At 70.9% G+C, this 17,753-nt stretch carries 16 protein-coding genes; 6 read left to right on the plus strand and 10 right to left on the minus strand.

Going from position 1 to position 17,753, the window contains the following annotated elements:
* Positions 1-84: 84 nt before the first annotated feature.
* On the minus strand, positions 85-990 hold the full coding sequence (locus OG252_RS05490; RefSeq protein ID WP_329334166.1) for an AraC family transcriptional regulator: 906 nt from the start codon (positions 988-990) through the stop codon (positions 85-87).
* A 144-nt stretch (positions 991-1,134) separates the two neighbouring features.
* On the opposite strand from OG252_RS05490, the gene OG252_RS05495 reads away from it, so the two are divergent.
* From OG252_RS05495 to OG252_RS05505, 3 genes are all read left to right on the plus strand, one after another.
* On the plus strand, positions 1,135-1,452 hold the full coding sequence (locus OG252_RS05495; protein WP_266451592.1) for a putative quinol monooxygenase: 318 nt from the start codon (positions 1,135-1,137) through the stop codon (positions 1,450-1,452).
* Between the two features lie 106 nt (positions 1,453-1,558).
* Positions 1,559-2,527, plus strand: a complete 969-nt coding sequence (locus OG252_RS05500) for an alpha/beta hydrolase (RefSeq protein WP_329334168.1) — start codon at positions 1,559-1,561, stop codon at positions 2,525-2,527.
* Between the two features lie 70 nt (positions 2,528-2,597).
* Complete coding sequence (locus OG252_RS05505) at positions 2,598-3,356, plus strand: SDR family NAD(P)-dependent oxidoreductase (RefSeq protein WP_329334170.1); 759 nt, start codon at positions 2,598-2,600, stop codon at positions 3,354-3,356.
* 78 nt (positions 3,357-3,434) lie between these two features.
* On the opposite strand, the gene cpt is transcribed toward OG252_RS05505, so the two are convergent.
* Positions 3,435-3,968 (minus strand): chloramphenicol phosphotransferase CPT, encoded by a 534-nt coding sequence (gene cpt, locus OG252_RS05510; protein ID WP_329334172.1) that lies wholly within the window; start codon positions 3,966-3,968, stop codon positions 3,435-3,437.
* Positions 3,969-4,032: 64 nt separating this feature from the next.
* Positions 4,033-4,620 carry a carboxymuconolactone decarboxylase family protein gene (locus tag OG252_RS05515; RefSeq protein ID WP_329334173.1) on the minus strand — a complete coding sequence of 196 codons (588 nt, stop codon included), beginning with the start codon at positions 4,618-4,620 and terminating at the stop codon, positions 4,033-4,035.
* Positions 4,621-4,854: 234 nt separating this feature from the next.
* On the opposite strand from OG252_RS05515, the gene OG252_RS05520 reads away from it, so the two are divergent.
* On the plus strand, positions 4,855-5,796 hold the full coding sequence (locus OG252_RS05520) for a hypothetical protein (RefSeq protein WP_329334175.1): 942 nt from the start codon (positions 4,855-4,857) through the stop codon (positions 5,794-5,796).
* Positions 5,797-5,902: 106 nt separating this feature from the next.
* On the opposite strand, the gene OG252_RS05525 is transcribed toward OG252_RS05520, so the two are convergent.
* Positions 5,903-6,433 (minus strand): transcriptional regulator, encoded by a 531-nt coding sequence (locus tag OG252_RS05525; protein WP_329345079.1) that lies wholly within the window; start codon positions 6,431-6,433, stop codon positions 5,903-5,905.
* Positions 6,434-6,634: 201 nt separating this feature from the next.
* Here OG252_RS05525 and ppk2 point away from each other — a divergent pair, with 201 nt between their 5' ends.
* Positions 6,635-7,525, plus strand: coding sequence for a polyphosphate kinase 2 (gene ppk2 / locus OG252_RS05530; RefSeq protein WP_329334177.1), 891 nt, complete (start codon positions 6,635-6,637; stop codon positions 7,523-7,525).
* 56 nt (positions 7,526-7,581) lie between these two features.
* Here the strand turns inward: ppk2 and OG252_RS05535 are convergent, their stop codons facing one another.
* Both OG252_RS05535 and OG252_RS05540 read right to left on the minus strand, forming a co-directional pair.
* Positions 7,582-8,037, minus strand: coding sequence for a pyridoxamine 5'-phosphate oxidase family protein (locus OG252_RS05535; RefSeq protein ID WP_266453146.1), 456 nt, complete (start codon positions 8,035-8,037; stop codon positions 7,582-7,584).
* 66 nt (positions 8,038-8,103) lie between these two features.
* Positions 8,104-8,730: a glyoxalase gene (locus OG252_RS05540; protein ID WP_329334179.1), complete on the minus strand. Its 627-nt coding sequence runs from the start codon at positions 8,728-8,730 to the stop codon at positions 8,104-8,106.
* 244 nt (positions 8,731-8,974) lie between these two features.
* On the opposite strand from OG252_RS05540, the gene OG252_RS05545 reads away from it, so the two are divergent.
* Positions 8,975-12,607, plus strand: a complete 3,633-nt coding sequence (locus tag OG252_RS05545; protein ID WP_329334181.1) for a protein kinase — start codon at positions 8,975-8,977, stop codon at positions 12,605-12,607.
* On the opposite strand, the gene OG252_RS05550 is transcribed toward OG252_RS05545, so the two are convergent.
* The 4 genes from OG252_RS05550 to OG252_RS05565 all read right to left on the minus strand — a co-directional run bounded on the left by OG252_RS05550 (position 12,574) and on the right by OG252_RS05565 (position 17,736).
* Positions 12,574-13,467 carry an amidohydrolase family protein gene (locus tag OG252_RS05550; protein ID WP_329334183.1) on the minus strand — a complete coding sequence of 298 codons (894 nt, stop codon included), beginning with the start codon at positions 13,465-13,467 and terminating at the stop codon, positions 12,574-12,576. The genes OG252_RS05545 and OG252_RS05550 overlap by 34 nt on opposite strands.
* A 63-nt stretch (positions 13,468-13,530) precedes the next feature.
* Entirely contained in the window at positions 13,531-14,973 is a 1,443-nt protein-coding gene (locus tag OG252_RS05555) for an FAD-dependent oxidoreductase (protein ID WP_329334185.1), read from the minus strand.
* 76 nt (positions 14,974-15,049) lie between these two features.
* A complete protein-coding gene (locus tag OG252_RS05560; RefSeq protein WP_329334188.1) occupies positions 15,050-16,273 on the minus strand; it encodes a polysaccharide pyruvyl transferase family protein in 1,224 nt (407 codons plus the stop codon).
* A gap of 587 nt (positions 16,274-16,860) precedes the next feature.
* Positions 16,861-17,736 (minus strand): 3-hydroxybutyryl-CoA dehydrogenase, encoded by an 876-nt coding sequence (locus OG252_RS05565; protein WP_266451580.1) that lies wholly within the window; start codon positions 17,734-17,736, stop codon positions 16,861-16,863.
* Positions 17,737-17,753: the final 17 nt, after the last annotated feature.

Raw genomic sequence — 17,753 nt, forward strand, 5'->3', positions numbered from 1 at the left:
GCGCCTCCGCGCAGGCATGGCCTGATCCCGTGTCCCCGTCTCCCGGTGGCCCACGGGACCACTCTTCACCGCCGTTCAGGCTGCTCAGGTCAGGACACCCGCCGGGGGGCGCACGCTGTGACGCAGACGGGCGGCATCCTGACTGGGGGGCGCGCCGAACTGGCGGCGGTATTCCCGGCTGAACTGTGACGGGTTGTCATAGCCGACACGTTGGCCGACTCCGGTGACGTCGCCCGGGTGGGTGGCGAGCAGCAGCCGTGCCTCCTGGAGCCGGATCTGCTTCTGGAACTGGATGGGGCTCATCGCCGTCACCGCCTGGAAGTTGCGGTAGAAGGCGGAGACGCTCATGCCGGACAGCCGTGCCACGTCCTCGACCCGGAAGGGCTGGGCGTAGTGCTCGCGGATCCAGCGCACGGCCCGGGAGACGTGGCTGAGGCTGCTGTCGGCCAGGCCGAGCTGGCGAATCGTCGCGCCTTGCTCGCCGGTGATGAGGCGCCACAGGATCTCGCGTTTGACCAGCGGGGCCAGTACGGCCCGGTCGCGAGGTTCGTCGAGCAGACGCAGCAGCCGGACCACCGCGTCGAGCAGCGTGGCGGGAGCGTCGCTCACGGCGATGCCCGACGGCGCGCCTGCCCCGGCGCGTGGGGTGTCTCCGGGCCCGGCCTGCAGCAGCAACTCGGCGACGGCGGACGGCTCCAGCATCAGGCCGAAGCCCAGCGCCGGCCGCTCGGGGTCGGCCTGGGTGAAGTGTCCGGTGACGGGCAGGTCGACGGATGCGACGAGGTACTGGCCGGCGCCGTACTCGTACACGCGGTCGCCCAGGGCGAGTCGTTTGGCGCCCTGGGCGATGACCGCCAGCACCGTGCCGGACATCGAGGGCGCCGGCGGATCCGACCGGTCGACCTTCGAGATGAGGACGCCGTCGACGGCGGTGGTCCAGTCGGGCCGGGCGTGCCGGGCCAGCAGGGTGCGGAGCTCTTCGAGGTCCATACGGCCATTGCAGCACCGCTGGGCACCGCTGCTCCCGCGAACGAGAGGATCGTGCACGTACGAGCGAGCATCGTTCTAACGTTTGCGCAGGTCACGCCGGTTGAATGGAATCACTTCACTCCATCACCGCGGAAGCAGGCATCCATGATCGCCACCTTTGGCTTCAACGCCACACTGACCGCCCGGCCCGGAATGGGCGACCGGCTCGTCGACCTGCTGCTGACCGGCCTGAACGAGGGCAGCCCCGGCGCCGACGAGCACTGCGTCGTCTATCTGGTCTCCCGTTCCGCGTCCGACCCCGACGTCATCCACGTCACCGAGGGCTGGACCAGCGAGGAGGACCACCACCGGATCTTCGCCGGTGAGGCGGCCCAGGCCATCGTGGCGCAGATCGGCGGACTGCTGGCCAGGGAGTCCGAGTACACCGACTACGTGCCGGTGTGCGGCAAGGCCGCCTTCTGATCCGCCGATCGGTCCCCCGGTCCTTCCCTCCTGCCGCCTCGGTGCCTGCCGAGCGGCCCTCTCCTCGCCGGACCGTCCGGCACCCACCCCGCGAAAGGCAGCGACCATGACCACCGCACGCCCTGATCTGGACCCCGAACTGCGTGAGCTGCTGGCCGGCATGCCCCTGATGTCCCGGCTCGGCCCGGAGGAGCTCGCGCAGCTGCGCCGGCTCCCTTCGACGCCCGTCGAGTCCCTGCTCGCCCACCGTCAGGTCGACCGGCGCGAGGTCACCGTGCCCGCCACGGACGGTGTCCCGATCCCCCTGTCGGTCTTCAGTCCCGCGAACACCGATCGAGCCACCGCCGCACCCTGCGTGTACTGGATGCACGGCGGCGGCATGGTCATGGGCGACCGCTTCTCGCAGCTCGACATCCCGCTGGAGTGGCTCGACCGGTTCGGCGCGGTCGTGGTCTCGGTGGACTACCGGCTCGCACCGGAGGCCACCGGCACCACCCTGGTCGACGACTGCTACCGGGGACTGCTCTGGGTCGCCGAACACGCCGCGGAACTGGGCATCGATCCCGCCCGGATCGTCGTCGCGGGCGCCAGCGCGGGCGGCGGCCTCGCCGCCGGTGTCACCCTGCTGGCCCGCGACCTCGGCACCCCGGCGATCGCCGCGCAGATGCTGATCTGCCCCATGCTCGACCACCGCAACACCAGCACCTCCAGCCGCCAGTACGCGGACGGGCCCGGCGTCTGGACCGGCGGGATGAACGAGTTCGGATGGCGCAGTGTCCTCGGCGACCTCACCGGCGAGGAGATACCCCCGTACGTCTCCCCCGCGCTGGCCGACGACCTCTCGGGCCTGCCGACCACCTACATCGACACCGGCTCCGCCGAAGTGTTCCGCGACGAGGACGCCGACTACGCCACCCGCATCTGGTCAGCCGGCGGCCAGGCCGAACTCCACGTCTGGGCGGGCGGCTTCCACGGCTTCGACGCGCTCTACCCCCAGGCGCACATCTCGGCCACGGCCCGCCGTACCCGCACCGACTGGCTCGCCCGAGTCCTGCCCCCGCACTCCGCCGCATAGCGCCGCAGGCTCACCCACGCACGCACACGCGCACAGACACACGACCACGACTGCACCCAGGAGGAACACCATGAAGATCGCCGTCGTCACAGGCGCCAGCTCCGGCATCGGACGCAGCGCCGCCATCGAGATCGCCAAGCGGACAACCGGGGTCATCCTGACCTACGGCGACAACGCGCAAGGAGGACTGGAGACGGCCGCCGCCATCGAGGAGAACGGCGGCACCGCCGTCGCACTGCCCCTGGACGTCGGCGCGAGCGGCACCTTCGCCGCCTTCCGCGACACAGTGGCCGGTGTGCTGCGTGACACCTGGCAACGCGACACCTTCGACTACCTGGTCAACAACGCCGGTTTCGCACACACGTCGCTGATCGAGGACACCACCGAGGAAACGTTCGACTCACTCATGCGGGTCCTGCTCAAGGGACCGTACTTCCTGACGCAGAAGCTCCTGCCCCTGATGACAGACGGCGGAGCCATCGTCAACACCAGCAGCAACTCCGCCGCCACGGCCGGCCTCGAACCCGGCTACTCGGCCTACGCGTCGATGAAGGGCGGCCTCAACGTGCTGACCCGGTACATGGCCAAGGAGTTCAGCACCCGGCGCATCCGCGTCAACGCCGTCTCACCGGGATCGACCCGCACCCGGATCGCCGACGACGCCTTCGCCCGGTTCCCCGAGGTCGTCCCCGCCCTCGCCGCGAGGACCGCGCTCGGCCGGATCGGCGAACCCGACGACATCGGCGCGATGATCGCCACACTCGTCTCCGAGGACAGCCGCTGGGTCACCGCCCAGAACATCGAAGTGTCCGGCGGCTACAACCTCTAGGTGATCCGTTCCAGGGAGTACACGGTGCCGGTACCGCGCGGCGGGTGGCCGCGGACAGGGTCCGCAACGGTCCGTCGATCAGCTCACGTGGGCGGCGACGGTCCGCGCGCAGACCATCGACTCGGTGTGCGTGGTGTCGACCTCCAGGTCGTAGATCACCCCTTGGTGAACCACATCCGCCTGCGCCGCGGCCATACCCCGGATCCGGTCTCCTCGTGCGATCTCGCGGCCCGCGGCCACCGCACTCTCACACCTGACGCCGACCCACAGCACATCCAGTCCGCCGAGAGCCTTCTGCCACCGCTGCTGGGACGCCGCTCCGCCGAGGAAGACGTCATCGACGATGACCCCGGCGCCGGCACGGGCCATGGCCACGATGCCCTCGATCCAGGCCGCGTCCAGCGCCCGGAAGCCCGGTCCGACGATCACTCGGCCGTCCGCGGAGAAGTTGATTCCCTCGTCCGACGTTTGCATCCTCGCGGGCATCGCGTCGACGAGCGAATCGACCCCGAACGCCAGCCAGGGATCCGGCAGTACGGCCTGCAGGCACCGCACGATGCCGGACTTCCCCGAGCTGGAACCACCGTTGAGGATGATCATCTGAGTCGTCACCGCGTCACAGTAGGGGCGCCTGCCCAAGACACACAACGAATTTCTGCCGACACGGAGGATGCCGTCAGCGCATCGGAGGGAGTCCGGGCTCCGGCGGCACCTGCAGGGAGTTCAGGGTGAAGGCCAGCAGGTGGTAGTGGCCCACCAGCATCGGCAGCTCGATCAGCTGGCGCTCCGTCAGGTGCCTGGTCAGCCCTTCCCACGTGGGCCCGCTGATCCGTGCGGCCGAGCGCAGCTCGTCCGTCGCCCGCAGCAGCAGGGACTGGCGTTCCGTCCAACCCGGCGCGTCGGGACCCTCCGCCACCCGATTCATGTCGTCCGGTGACAACCCGGCCTTCGCTGCGATCCCCACGTGCTGGCCCCACTCGTAGGGCGAATCGCAGGTGCGCGCCACCCTGAGGATCACCAGCTCACGGTCGGCGAAGGGAAGCTCGCCCGCGAGCAGCAGTTGGCTGCTGAACGGAAGCCAGGCGGCGAACAACTCCGGATGACGGGCCAGCGTGGCGAAGACATGTGCCTCGCCGAGCGAAGACACACCGAGCCCGAGTGAGCTGATGTCGGCGGACAGCGTCTCCCGCACGGACTCAGCCCATTCCTCCGCGGGCTGCGGAGGAATGCGGGGCGCGGCGGGCGGCAGCGGCGGCTCTGGCACGCGGCCACGCTACGCCACGCGCAGGCCGGAGGAAACGCCGACGACCAGCCATGTGTGCGCAGCCAGGAACCCCGTACGAGGACGCCCGCTCACGGCGCTCGGCCCCCGGCCCCCGGCCCGCAGCCGAGTCGCCCAGACGGTAGTGCACCGCTCCGTACGCCGAACCGGCCACTCCGCGGGGCGGGACGGCGGGCCGAGGTGCACGGTGGCCGGGCTCGGTGGAACCTGAGGATCATGCAGCGAAAGAGCGGCCGGAGCGACGCGGGTCACGACGTGGAAGCCGTTCTCGACGAGCTCTACGCCACACCGCCGCCCGGCTTCGTGGGCCGCCGGGAGGAACTGGCCTCCGCGGCCAGGACAGCCGGACATGCCGAGGACGCTCGCCTGATCCATGCGGCCCGTCGTCCCACCCTCGCTGCATGGGCAGCCAACCTGCTGCTGCGCTCCCAGCCCGAGGAGAGCCGGCGTTTTCTGGAGTTGGGGCGTGCTCTGCGGGAGGCCTACCAGACCCTGGACGCCGAGGGCGTCAAAGAGCTTTCCGCGCAGCGCCGCCGCGTCGTCGCCGCCCTGTCCCGGCAGGCCGCCCAGCTGGCCCGTGACGCAGGGCACGGGCTGTCGGACAGCGCACAGCAGGACGTCGAATCCACTCTGCTCGCCGTGCTCGCCGACCAGGACGCGGCCGACCAGTGGGCCACCGGCCACCTGACATCCGCCCTCACCCCACCGTCGACGTTGCCCTCCGGCACTACGCCCACAGCCAAGCCATCGCGCAGGCCGCCCTCGCGTACGACAGCGCCGCCGCCGGCGCGAACCCGAGCGAAGGACGAACTCGCCGACCGGCGCCGCCGACGGCAGGAGGAACTCACCCGAGCCAGAAAGGCAGCCAAGGCGGCCGAGCAGCGCCTCCGCGCCGAGCGTGCGGCCCAAGCGGACGCCGACGCCTTGTGGCAGCGGGCACGCGACCGGCACGACCAGGCCCGCCAGCAGGTATCCGCTGCCGAACAGCACCTTGAGCAGGCACGCGAAGAACTCCGGCAGGCCGACCAGGCCCAGCAGGAGGCTCAGGAACGGCGCCAGGCTGCCGCCGACGCCCTGGCACGCGCTGAGCAGGCGGCTCGCGAGGCCGCCCACGAAGTGGATCGCCTGGCCGCACCCGGCAGACAAGGGCCGTCATGACCAGGGATGCGGCTGCCCGACGCCGCCCCCATGCACGGCTGTCACCGACATCGGCACACAACCGACCCGAACTGCTGACGAGACGGCATGCGGCGGCCCGGGACCGTCAGGCCGCGAACCCCACGTTGGTCACGTACTCGTACTGGCCCCACTCGGAACCGAGGTCCACCACCAGGTCAGTGACCCAGGCGTCGTCCAGAGCCTCCGCGTCGTCATTGGCCCACGCGTCGACGATGCGATCCCAGCGCCGGACATGGAGCGTTCGGTACTGCACCGCGCGCTGTCGGGGCCGGTCGACCTGGGACTGGTTGAGCGGATGGAACTCCACCCGGGTGCCGCGGCCTTCGCGGTTGAGACGGGCCAGCAAGTAGCGGACCACGTTCTGCCGGCGCACCGTGCGATAAGCGGCCTCGACCCTCTCCAGGTTCCGCCGCGAGGGACTGCGCCTGCCGTCGAGCCATGCCTTGAGGGTGCGGTCGGTGACGGTCAGTCCCGCCTCGCGGGCCGCCCGGCGGGCGTGGTCGGAACGCGTGAGGTAGTGCAGCCGGGCGAGCAGGCCACGCCGAGTGGTGACCGGGGTGGCGATGAAGTTGGCGAGTGCGTCGAGCCGGCGAGCGACGGCTTCGTGGCCCTTGATGCCGCGAGCCCCGTACTTGCCGAATTCGAGATTCCTCTCCGGCGCTTCGTCTCCTCAGCCGGCCCGTGAGTGACGGACCTCAGCACCTGTACCTCTGGGCGGGTCAAGATCACCGGACTGCCCTTGATCCGAGGCAGCCTCCGCACACGGACTTTGCCCGGGGTTCGCCCTGCGTACGGCCGCACTTGCTTGCATCGGAGGATGCATCACGAGGGCGAGACGACCGATCTGACGTCAGAGCTGCGAGTCGACTACACCGATCACGACGACCCGGTGCTGATCCGGCCGGACGGCACCCCCATCGACACCTGGCGGGAGAACTATCCGTACGACCAGCGCATGGAGCGCAGGGAGTACGACCTGCACAAGCGGCTCCAGCAGATCGAACTGCTGAAGCTGCAGAGCTGGATCAAGGAGACCGGCCGCCGCCTCGTCATCGTCTTCGAAGGACGCGACGCGGCCGGCAAGGGCGGAACCATCAAGCGGTTCACCGAGCATCTCAATCCGCGCGGCGCCCGCGTGGTGGCCCTGGAGAAGCCGACCGAACGTGAACGCGGCCAGTGGTACTTCCAGCGGTACGTCGAACATCTGCCGACCGCCGGCGAGATCGTGCTGTTCGACCGGTCCTGGTACAACCGGGTCGGCGTGGAACGAGTGATGGGCTTCTGTACGGACGACGAGTACCGGCGCTTCATGCGCCAGGCACCCGCCTTCGAACGGATGCTCGTCGACGACGGCGTGGACCTGATCAAGTTCTGGTTCTCGGTCTCCCAGAGCGAACAGCGCACCCGCTTCACGATCCGCCAGGTCGACCCCGTCCGGCAGTGGAAGCTGAGCCCCATGGACCTGGCATCACTGGACCTCTGGGACGACTACACCGCCGCCAAGGTCGCCATGTTCCGCGAGACGGATACCGAGCAGGCGCCCTGGACCGTGGTGAAGAGCAACGACAAGAAGCGGGCCCGGGTGGAGGCCATGCGCAGCGTGTTGGCCCGGTTCGACTACGCGGACAAGGACGAGGAGGTCGTCGCCGAGCCCGACCCACGGATCGTCGGCGCGGCAGCCACCCTGCTGGAAGCGGGCGAGGACTAGACCGGCCCCGGGACACTGACCGCCGCCAAGGCGGCCTGTGGACCTGCGTGCGCCGGTCAGCCGAGCCAGTGGCCGTCGCGCATGAGGTCACGTCCCCGCAGCTCGTTCGCCTCTCGCCAGGCCTGGATGCGCCGCGGCCGGATCAGGAAGTACTGGTAGGGCTCGTCGAGCTCGCGCGGGTCGAACCCGGTCTTGGTCGCGAACGCGTCGCCCGCCTTCGGGCCGAGGTCGGCGATGTCCACCGGCTCGGCAGTGCCCTCGACGACAACGACGTCGCGCGTGGGCCCGAGGCTGAGCCGCACCCGGCCGTCCGCCAGCAGGTTGCGGCCGGTGACCGAGGCGCGCGGGGTCGAGATGATGAACGCGGTCCCGTCCCAGAGGTAGGAGAGCGGGATGAGGTGGACGCCGCCCGGGGAGCCCGCCGTCGCGACCCAGAGATCGACGTCGCCCTCCAGTCTCGCGCGAGTGTCCCGCAGCCTCTCCTCAAGTCCCCGCGGCGGCGCGCCCGTCATGCTTCCTTCAGTCACTTCGTGGAGATCCTTTCCGGCGGCCAGTCAGGGCGGAACAACGGTGGCACATCATGACGTCGGCGTCAGTGCCGCGGCCTCCCATGCGAACCCGTCAGGGTCGGTGAAAGCCCCGACATCGCCGCCGATCATGATCCGGTGCGATCCGGTGCCGTCGGGAGAGACGCCGACGACCTTGGCCAGGCCGCGACGCTTGTACAGCGCCAGCTTGACGGGACCCGTCCCGGTGGCGAACTCGACGTACTTGCTGCCGAAGCTCTTCGCCACGGCGAGGCCGCGGTCCACGTAGAACCGCTTGCTCTCGGCCATGTCCGCGACTCCCAGCAGAAGCACGATCTCGTCGATCTGCCGGGTGGCCGGGCCGGTGTCCTTCTTCGACGAAGACGCGACCTGCCAGATCGTCCCGTCCGGGGCCTGTACGACGCCCCCGTAGCCCCACAGCGACTTGGCAGCGGGCTTGAGCGTCGCGGCGCCGGCGTCCACGGCGGCGTCGATGAGGGCGTTGACGTCGGCCGGCTGGGAGACCACGAGCGACAGCGTGAACCCGCGGAAGCCGGTCGTCGGTGCCTCCGAGGCCCGAAGGCGTACCTGACTGCCCAGGCCGAAGGCGGTGGTGTAGAAGTGCTTGGCGGCCGTGGGGTCGGCCGCGTCGAGGGTGACGAATTCGATGGATGCCATGACCAGAACGCTAGCTACGGCTCGGCGGCCGGCGCTTCTTGATTCCTGACCGGTCTTGTCACCCGTTGTGCCACAGACGGTGACGCCGTAGGCCGGCCGCGGAGAGAACCGTCCTTGCCGAAACCGATGAACGAACCTCACATGTCCGTAACCGGCGGATCGTTGACGAATTCGAATCTTGTGGCGACTCTTGGCACTTCGTTCGTCTGACAGTTCGTTCGTTGCGACCCGATGGAGGCCCTGGATGTCCGACGCGAGCTCTGTGTGGGCCGTGGGTGAGGTCGTCGCCGGCCTGTACGAGGTCGTCGACGTGCACGCGCAGGGCGGGATGGGGCTGGTGTACCGGGTCCGGCACCAAGGCTGGAGGACCGACCTGGCGGTGAAGAGCCCCCGTCCGGAGATGTTCGTCACCGAGGCGGCCAGGCGGCGGTTCGTCGAAGAGGCCGAGGTCTGGGTGTCGCTCGGCCTGCACCCGCATGTGTGCGCCTGTCACTACGTGCGCACCTTGGGCGGGGTCCCGCGGGTGTTCGCCGAGTACGTGGCGGGGGGCAGCCTCCGCGACCGGATCGACGACCGGTCGCTCTACCGCGGCGGCCACGCTCCGGCCCTGGCCCGCATCCTCGACATCGCCATCCAGGTCGCCTGGGGCCTCAACCACGCGCACACCCACGGCGTCGTGCACCAGGACATGAAGCCCGGCAACATCCTTCTCGAGCCCGACTGGACCGCCAAAGTGTCCGACTTCGGCCTGGCCCGGGCGCGCGCAGCGACCCTGTCGCAGGCGTCGGAGGTGCCCGGCGCGGCGAGCATCCTGGTCTCCGCCGGGGGCATGACACCGGCCTACGCCTCGCCGGAGCAGGCCACCGGCCAGCGGGTCGGCCGCCGCAGCGATGTGTTCAGCTTCGCCGTTTCGCTGCTGGAGCTGTTCACCGGCGGTGTCACCTGGCGGGTCGGCTTCGCGGCCCGAGCGGCGCTCCGCGAGCTGCTCCGGCGCGGCCCGGCCAGGTCCGATCTTCCCCCGCTCCCAGCGGACTTGGCCGGCCTGCTCGGCCGGTGCCTGGACGACGACCCGGCCCGCCGGCCCGCGGACCTCGCGGACATCGCGGCGCAGCTGCGCGACACCTACCGGCGCCACACCGGACAGCCCCACCCGCGCCCGGTGCCCGGCGCCGCCGAACTGCGAGCCGACGAGTTGAACAACCGGGCGCTGTCCCTGCTCGACCTCGGCCGACCGACCGAGGCACGCGCCGCCTTCGACGAGGCGTTGTCGATGGACCCCCAGCACCTGGAGGCCACCTACAACCGGGGCGTGCTGCTGTGGCGCGCGGGCGAACTCACCGACGACGTGCTCGTCCACCACCTGGAGGACGCGCGGGCCACCGCCGCCGAACCCTGGGTCGCCGGGCATCTGTTGGCACTCGTCCACCTCGAACGGGGTGACGTCGCGACCGCGCGAGCCCTGCTGACCGACGCGGTCCGCCAGTCGGGCGGCGACGCCGAGGTCGCCGACGCACTGCGGACCGCGATGACCGCACCGGTCGTCGGCGCCGGCGACACCAGCGTAAATCTGGGCCCCAGGAGCTTGGTGACCGATGTCTGCGCCGCACCGGACCGCAGCGTCGCCCTGTCGGCCGAGCAGAGCTTCAGCAGTCTGGCGCTGTGGGACCTGCGGACGGGCGAGCGCATGGCGGCCCGCTATCTGCACTGCATCATGCGCAGCATCGACCTGGGCAATGAGCGCTACGCGCTCATCGGCGAGCGCGACGGGACCCTCCACCTCTACGACGCGTTCCTCGACCAGCCCCTACGCCGGTTCCAGGGCCACAGCGACGAGGTGACCGCCGTCCGCCTGAGCCCGGACGGCAGGACGGCACTCTCCGGGGACATGAAGGGTGTCATCCGGTACTGGGACCTGGAGGAGGTCCACTGTCTCCACGTGTTCGAGGGCGACGACAGCCCGGTGCTGTCACTCGTCATCAGTGCGGACGGGCGCGTCGCCGTCTCCGGCCACACCGACGGCAACGTCCGGGTCTGGGACCTGCGGGACGGCACACGTGTGCACACCCTGCGCGGGCACACGGACGTGGTCGTCGAGGTGTGCTTGAGCGTCGACGGCCGGTTCCTCCTCACCGGAGGCCAGGACGGCACCCTGCGGATCTGGGACCCGGCGGACGGCCGGTGCCTGCACGAGCGCCACACGGACGGGGGGACCGTCCAGTCGGTGCGTGTCAGCCTGTTCAGCCGATGGGTACTGACCGGCCATGACGACGGATCGGTGCGGATCTGGGATCCCGAGAACGGCCGGTGCCTGCGGACGTTCGCCGGGCACACCAAGTCGGTGCAGTCGGTGTGGCTGAGCACCGACGACCGGTGGGCGCTCAGCGGCAGCCAGGACGGGACCATGCGCCTGCGGGAGCTGCCGGCGAGCTATCCCGCCGGCTGCGCCCCGAGGCTGTGCCGGCCCCGGTCGACCGCCGAACTGGACGCCGTGGCGGCTCGGGCACAGCGGCTGCTCGCCGACGCGGAGCAGGCCGTCGGCGAGGACCGCCTGGTCGACGCGCACACCCTGCTGACGCGGGCACGAGCACTGCCGGGGCACGAGCGCGCGCCACGTCTGATGGCCGCCTGGGCCGCGCTGACCCGGTCGAGCGTCCGCACCGGCGTCCGGGCGGCCAGGCCGGCGCGGACACTGCGCGGCCACAGCTCCTGGGCCCTGGGCGCCGGCCTGAGCGGGGACGGGCGGCTGGCCGTGTCGCACGGCGCGTTCGAGGAGACGGTCCGGATCTGGGACGTCGGCACCGGCACGTGCCGGCACGTGCTGGAGGGACATACCTCAGGTGTGAGCGCGGTCTGCCTCACGTCCGACGGCACCGTGGCCCTCTCGGGCAGCGCGGACACCACCGTCCGGGTCTGGGACGTCGACACCGGCCGCTGCCGACACGTTCTCACCGGCCACGGCGGATCCGTCACGGCCCTCGACGTCACACGCGACGGCCGGTTCGCCCTGTCCGCCGACCACTCCTCCCAGTTGCGCCTGTGGGACCTCGCCGACGGCGGCTGCCTCGCGACCATGACGGTGCCGGGCGGCAAAACGCTGGCAGCCATGAGCGCGGACGGACGAAGAGCCGTGACGGGGGGCTACGACGGCGTCGTGCGGGTGTGGGACCTGACCACCGGCCAACAGGTGCGGACCATGAACGACCACTACGGCAGCGTGCTCGCGGTCTCGCTGAGCGCTGACGGCCGTACGGCCCTCTCGGGTGGCCAGGACGGCCTGGGAATGGTGTGGGACGTCGACACCGGTGAGCGCCTGCAGGTGCTGGACGGACACACCCACGTGGTCATGAACGTCGCGCTCACCCTCGACGGCCGGTTCGGCCTGACCGCGAGCGGGGATGCCACGATCTGCGTGTGGGACGTCCAGACCGGACGCCGCGTCCAGGTCCTGAAGGGCCATTCCGCCGCGCTGACGGCGGTCAGCGTCGGTGCGGACGCCCGCTTCGTGCTGTCCGCCGGCCACGACCGCACCCTGCGCCTGTGGGAGCTGGACTGGCACCTCCAGGCGCGCGACCCGGCGGACTGGGACGAGGGAGCCAGAGCATGGCTCGAGATCCACGCGGCGCTGCGCACCCCGTTGGCGGACACCGGACCCTCGGACGGCACCGGCCGGCTGCCGTCCCGCAGCGGCACCCCGGTGCTCACCGACACGGACGTCGAGGATCTCCTCCTCGACCTCCAGCACGCAGGCTACGGCTGGCTGCGTCCGGAGGGCGTGCGAGCCCAGCTCGACGTCATGGGCGTCTCCTGGGCGTCTCCCGGGCGAGGAGGTCATAGCGGCGGTGCCTACAGCCCGAAGAGCCGCGCCCCGTTCTCGTAACAAACCCCGCGCAACCACGCGTCCCCCAGCCCGAGCCGTTCAAGCACCTCGAGCTGGTGGACGTACTCATACGGGATGTTGGGGAAGTCGGACCCGAGCAGTATCCGATCGCCGAGGTCGGCGAGCCGGCCGAGTTCGGTCGCCGGAAAAGGGCTGAAGCGCTCGCTGAAATCCGTGAACACCATCGTCGTGTCCAGGCGCACCTGTGCGTAGCGCTCGGCCAGGTCCAGGAAGTCGGTGTACTCCGGCATCCCCATGTGCGCCACGATCAGGGGCAGACGCGGATGCCGGGCGAGGATCCGACCCACCGGCTCCGGCCCGGTGTGTTTGCCGGGTGCGGGACCCGAGCCGCAGTGCATGACCACGGGGACTCCCGCCTCGGCCAGCATCCCCCACACCGGGTCGAGCAGCTCGTGAGTCGGGTCGTACGCCCCCACCTGGACATGGGACTTGAAGACCCGGGCCCCCGCCTCGACCGCCGTGCGCACATACTCCTCCACGCCCTCCTCGGGATAGAGGGTGGCCGTGTGCAGACAGTCGGGCGTACGTCCCGCGAAGTCGGCGGCCCATTCGTTCAGCCAGGGCGCCATGCCGGCCTTGTGCGGATAGAGCATCGCGGTGAAGGCGCGGACCCCGAACTGCCGCAGCAGCGCGACCCGTTCGTCCTCCTCCTGCCGATAGGTGATGCCCCACTCGATGCCGGTCGCCGGGCCGACCGCGTCGAAGTACTCCCACACCTTGCGCAGGACGCGCTCCGGCATGAAGTGCGTGTGTACGTCGACAAGCCCGGGGACCCCGACACGTCGCCGGAAGCTCTCCACGGCCTCGACTTCACCCGGCCGTACGCATCGCGCAGTCATGTCCTCACTGTCACGTAGACGCGCCGTCAGAACAACCCACTTGATCATTGGGCCCGTCCGGCTCTACCAGCGCGGAGCGGGTGCGGTCCCCGTGCGCGGGCGGGCGCCCTGACGCAGCAGCTCGTCCTGGACAAGCGGGTGTGCCACCTCGCGCGGGGCGCACCCCTGGCGCGCGGCCAGGGCCGCGCACACGCCGGCCGCCTGCCCGGTGGCCATGGCGATGGGCATCACACGGTAGGAGGAGTGCGCCACGTGCGTGCCCGAGATGCAGCGCCCCGCGACCAGCAGCCGGTCCGTCTCCCGCGGCAGCAGACAGCGCAGCGGGATGTCGTAGAAGCGGCCGGCGGGTACGCGCTTGAGGAGGGTGCCGGTGCCCTCGGGATTGTGGATGTCGATCGGGTAGGCGCCGTGCGCGACGGCGTCCGGGAAGGGGCGTGCGGCCAGGATGTCGTGGCCGGTGAGCGTGTAGTCGCCCAGGATGCGGCGGGTCTCCCGGACGCCGATGTGGGAGCCGCTCTGCACGACGTACGACTCCTCGAAGCCGGGGACGTGCCGGCGCAGGAAGTGGTCGATCTGCGCGAGCTGGCGGCGGGCCAGATACTCGGCGCGGGTCAGGTCCCAGACACTGACCCCCAGCGCCCCGGTGACGCGGGTGCTGTTGACGCTGACCTCGCCGGGATGCGGGGTGGCGAAGAACAGCACGTCCTCGCGGGGCAGGGTGAGCTCGCCGTCCCCGGTGGCCTCCTGGACGAGGTCCCACAGGCCGTGCACGCCGCGCCACTGGTCGGGGTGCGTCCGGACGTACTCGGCGAACCGCGGGCGCACGAAGTCCGCCACCCGGAACATGAGCGTCATCGGCTGCACGAGTCCGTCCTCGTCACGGCCGATCTCGTACGGGGCTCCGCAGGCGGCCGCGACATCGCCGTCGCCGGTGCCGTCCACGACCACGCCGGCGTCGATCGCCACCGGTCCCGACTTGGTCTCGAACACCACCCGCCAGCCGTCCTCGAGCGGCAGCGCCGAGGAGGCGAAGGAGTGGAACAGCATCCGCACCCCGGCCTCGTCGAGGAGATCCAGCAGCACCAGTTTGAAGATCTCCGGATCGAACGGCACCGTGTAGCCGGTCTCGACGGAGGGCGGGACACAGCCGCCCCGCTCGGAGAGCCGGTCGAGCAGCCGCCACAGCACACCGGCGACGACCGGTTCGCCCTCGCCGTGGTCGGTGGGCAGCAGGCGGGTGGCGTCCCCGTCCCCGAAGACGGCCTGTTTGTGCTCGTTGTGGAACGACATCAGCGGCATGACCAGTGCCGCGGTCGCGTTGCCGCCGAGGAACCCGTAGCGCTCGACGAGCACCACCTCGGCGCCGGCCTCGGACGCCGCGAGCGCGGCGCCGCAGCCGGCGGGGCCGCCGCCTACCACGAGGACGTCGGTCCGGCCCGCGTACCGGGCGGAGCGCGGGGGCAGCGTGACCGTGCGGTGTTCTCGGGGTTCTTCCAGGATCGGCATCGGGTGCTCCCGTCGACGTCCTTCCGGGTACGGGCATCGAGGCACGCGCCGGTCGGGTCCGGCGGGCCTCGGCCGGTCAGGCTCTCGCGCTCTCGACGGTCCTGAGGCCGTCCGGGCGGTCGATGCCCTCGGCGGCGCCGCCCATGCCCTCGATGGTGTCGAGCAGGACGCCGCAGCGGGCGCAGGTCTCCCTGGCCAGCCCGCACAGCTCGCCGACGCGGGAACGCAGCTCGTGGTGCCGCTGGGGGTACTCGTCCCACAGCCGGTCCACTTCCGCCAGCAGCAGTCCGGCCTGCTCGCGCGCCACCCCGACCAGCGCAGGCGCGCCCATCCGGCGGGCGAAGTCGAAGACCTTGCCCGAGTAGGGCAGCGGCAGGAACGGCAGCCCGGACAGGGCGGCGAAGATCAGGAAGTGCAGGCGCATGCCGACGGCCAGATCCAGATGGCGCATGAAGCCGAGGACCTGCCCGGGGCTGTAGGTGCCGTTGAGGATGCGCCCGTGCTCCGGTGCGGTCATGTGGGACAGCACCGCGTGCGCGTGCCGTACGTCGTGGCGTTCCATCGGGAGGAACACCACATGGGCGTCCAGGCGCCGGACCAGGAAGTCGGCCACGTCGGCGAGCAGCGCGTGATAGTCGCCCTCGTCGAGCTTCTCGGCCGCCCGGCCCGGTTCCCGTACCGACATGCCCACCAGTCGGCCGGTGGTCGGAATGCCCTCGTTCCTCATCATGCGGTCCGTGAACGGCTCCGGGGTCAGCAGCAGCGCCGGATCGGCGGTGACGGTGACCTCCCGCTCGACGCCGACCTCCTCCAGGACCAGCCGCGACTCCTCGTCGCGCACCACGACGTCGTCCATCTTCGGCAGCACGTCACGCACCGCCTCGCGGTCCTCGGCCTCCCGCAGCGGACCCGCGCCGACGGCGTACGCGAAGGTCCGCACGCCGCGGGCCTGCGCCGCGCGGACCACCCGCAGGTACCGGCGCGCCTCGCCGTCGTAGAGGATGCCACCGCCGCCCATCACCAGCAGGTCCAGGCCGGACAGTGCGTCCAGCACCTGGCTCTGCGCGACACCCTCCCAGTTCACGACCTCGTCGACACCGCGGTGGTGGAGACGGGTGTGCTCGGCGTCGCGGCTGAAGACGACGAGCCGGGCGTCCGGGCGATGGGTACGCAGACAGCCCAGGACGCAGGCCAGGATCGATTCGTCGCCGATGTTGAAGCCGCCGTAGGAACCGAGCACGCCGATGCGTGGGCCCGGTATGCCGCTGATCGGGTGCAGATGCTCATGCGGAGTGGTCATCTGTGGGCTCCCGTCGCGTCGGAGTCGGGTCGCAGGTACGGACGTCGGTCCGGAAGGTCAGGGACAGGCCGGCCGGTCCCTGACGGAGTACACGGAGTACGGGGTCGGGCACGTCGCCGCCGCGGCGGACGCATCTGCTCTACCGGCTGGGTTGCCGTGCACCGGGAGGGCAAACCCTCCGAGCGGGCACCCGCGGCTGCGCGAGCGACTCCTGTTCGAACCGGCGCGTCCGCCCGCAGGTCAGGCGCACCTGCCGGTCGGCCCTGTCCTGACACGGCGCACTCGCCCGCCCGCTGTCCTGGGCAGGGCATCGGGCTCGGGACGCATCTCCCTGCGGGACGTGGTCCGTCTCGAGGCCGGTCGGCGCGCGCGGCCGGTCTTCCGGTGCACTCGCACGCACGGCCCTGACGGGACACTGACCAGGGCGAACGCGTCGCCGTCCGGTGGGCCGGCCGGGACAGCGGCGCTACGAAACTCGGAGCAGCTCCTGGAGGTGCGGCGAGCGCATCACATGTACCGCAGGCGTGGCCGAGCGTCTGCGCAACACCTGTGCGTGAAGTCAGCTGTCCCGACCACGCGACTCACCCTCACTGTCGCGCGGTGTGGTCGTAGAACCCGTGCCCGCTCTTGCGGCCCAGGCGGCCGGCGGCGACCATGCGGCGCAGCAGCGCGGGAGGCGCGTACAGCGGCTCCTTGAACTCCTCGTACATCGACTCCGCGACCGCCTGTGCGGTGTCGAGGCCGATGAGGTCGAGCAGGCGCAGGGGGCCCATGGGGTGGGCGCAGCCCAGTTCCATGCCGCGGTCGATGTCCTCGGGAGTCGCGGAGCCGGTCTCCACCATGCGGACCGCGGCGAGCAGATAGGGCACCAGCAGTGCGTTGACCACGAAGCCGGAGCGGTCGGTCGCCTCGACGACCTCCTTGCCCAGGGCTTCGGTGGCGAAGGCCCTGGCCCGTACGAGGGTGTCGGGACTTGTGGTGAGGGCCGGGATGATCTCGACGAGGGTCTGCACGGGTACGGGGTTGAAGAAGTGGATGCCGAGGACGTGGGTGGGGCGCTGGGTGACCACGGCGAGGTCGACGATGGGGATCGACGAGGTGTTGGTGGCCAGAATGGCCTCGGGGTCGGTGACGACCTGGTCGAGGGTCTTCAGGACGCCGGTCTTCAGCTCGCGGTTCTCGGCGACGGCCTCGATCACGAACTGGCGGTCGGCCAGGTCCTTGAGGTCGTCGGTGAAGGTCAGGCGGGCGCGCGCGCCGTCCCGTTCCTCCTCGGTGATCTTGCCGCGGCGCAGACCCCGGTCGAGGGAGGCCTCGACGCGTCGGCGGCCGGCCTCGGCTGCGTCGGAGGACGACTCGGCGACGAGGACGTCTATGCCGCTGCCGCTGAGCGCGGCGACTTCGGCGATGCCGGAGCCCATGAGGCCGCAGCCGACGACACCGAGACGCGAGACAGTTTCCATGCGGGTGGCCCTTTGCG

Origin of the sequence: Streptomyces sp. NBC_01352, assembly GCF_036237295.1 — a bacterium.
In the GTDB taxonomy this organism is placed as follows: Bacteria; Actinomycetota; Actinomycetes; order Streptomycetales; family Streptomycetaceae; genus Streptomyces; species Streptomyces plumbiresistens.

Excerpts from the sequence above, each read along its gene's own strand:
- OG252_RS05490 (WP_329334166.1), bottom strand. The coding sequence starts at position 990 with ATGGACCTCGAAGAGCTCCGCACCCTGCTGGCCCGGCACGCCCGGCCC.
- OG252_RS05495 (WP_266451592.1), top strand. The coding sequence starts at position 1,135 with ATGATCGCCACCTTTGGCTTCAACGCCACACTGACCGCCCGGCCCGGA.
- OG252_RS05500 (WP_329334168.1), top strand. The coding sequence starts at position 1,559 with ATGACCACCGCACGCCCTGATCTGGACCCCGAACTGCGTGAGCTGCTG.
- OG252_RS05505 (WP_329334170.1), top strand. The coding sequence starts at position 2,598 with ATGAAGATCGCCGTCGTCACAGGCGCCAGCTCCGGCATCGGACGCAGC.
- OG252_RS05520 (WP_329334175.1), top strand. The coding sequence starts at position 4,855 with ATGCAGCGAAAGAGCGGCCGGAGCGACGCGGGTCACGACGTGGAAGCC.
- ppk2 (WP_329334177.1), top strand. The coding sequence starts at position 6,635 with ATGCATCACGAGGGCGAGACGACCGATCTGACGTCAGAGCTGCGAGTC.
- OG252_RS05535 (WP_266453146.1), bottom strand. The coding sequence starts at position 8,037 with ATGACGGGCGCGCCGCCGCGGGGACTTGAGGAGAGGCTGCGGGACACT.
- OG252_RS05540 (WP_329334179.1), bottom strand. The coding sequence starts at position 8,730 with ATGGCATCCATCGAATTCGTCACCCTCGACGCGGCCGACCCCACGGCC.
- OG252_RS05545 (WP_329334181.1), top strand. The coding sequence starts at position 8,975 with ATGTCCGACGCGAGCTCTGTGTGGGCCGTGGGTGAGGTCGTCGCCGGC.
- OG252_RS05550 (WP_329334183.1), bottom strand. The coding sequence starts at position 13,467 with ATGACTGCGCGATGCGTACGGCCGGGTGAAGTCGAGGCCGTGGAGAGC.
- OG252_RS05555 (WP_329334185.1), bottom strand. The coding sequence starts at position 14,973 with ATGCCGATCCTGGAAGAACCCCGAGAACACCGCACGGTCACGCTGCCC.
- OG252_RS05560 (WP_329334188.1), bottom strand. The coding sequence starts at position 16,273 with ATGACCACTCCGCATGAGCATCTGCACCCGATCAGCGGCATACCGGGC.
- OG252_RS05565 (WP_266451580.1), bottom strand. The coding sequence starts at position 17,736 with ATGGAAACTGTCTCGCGTCTCGGTGTCGTCGGCTGCGGCCTCATGGGC.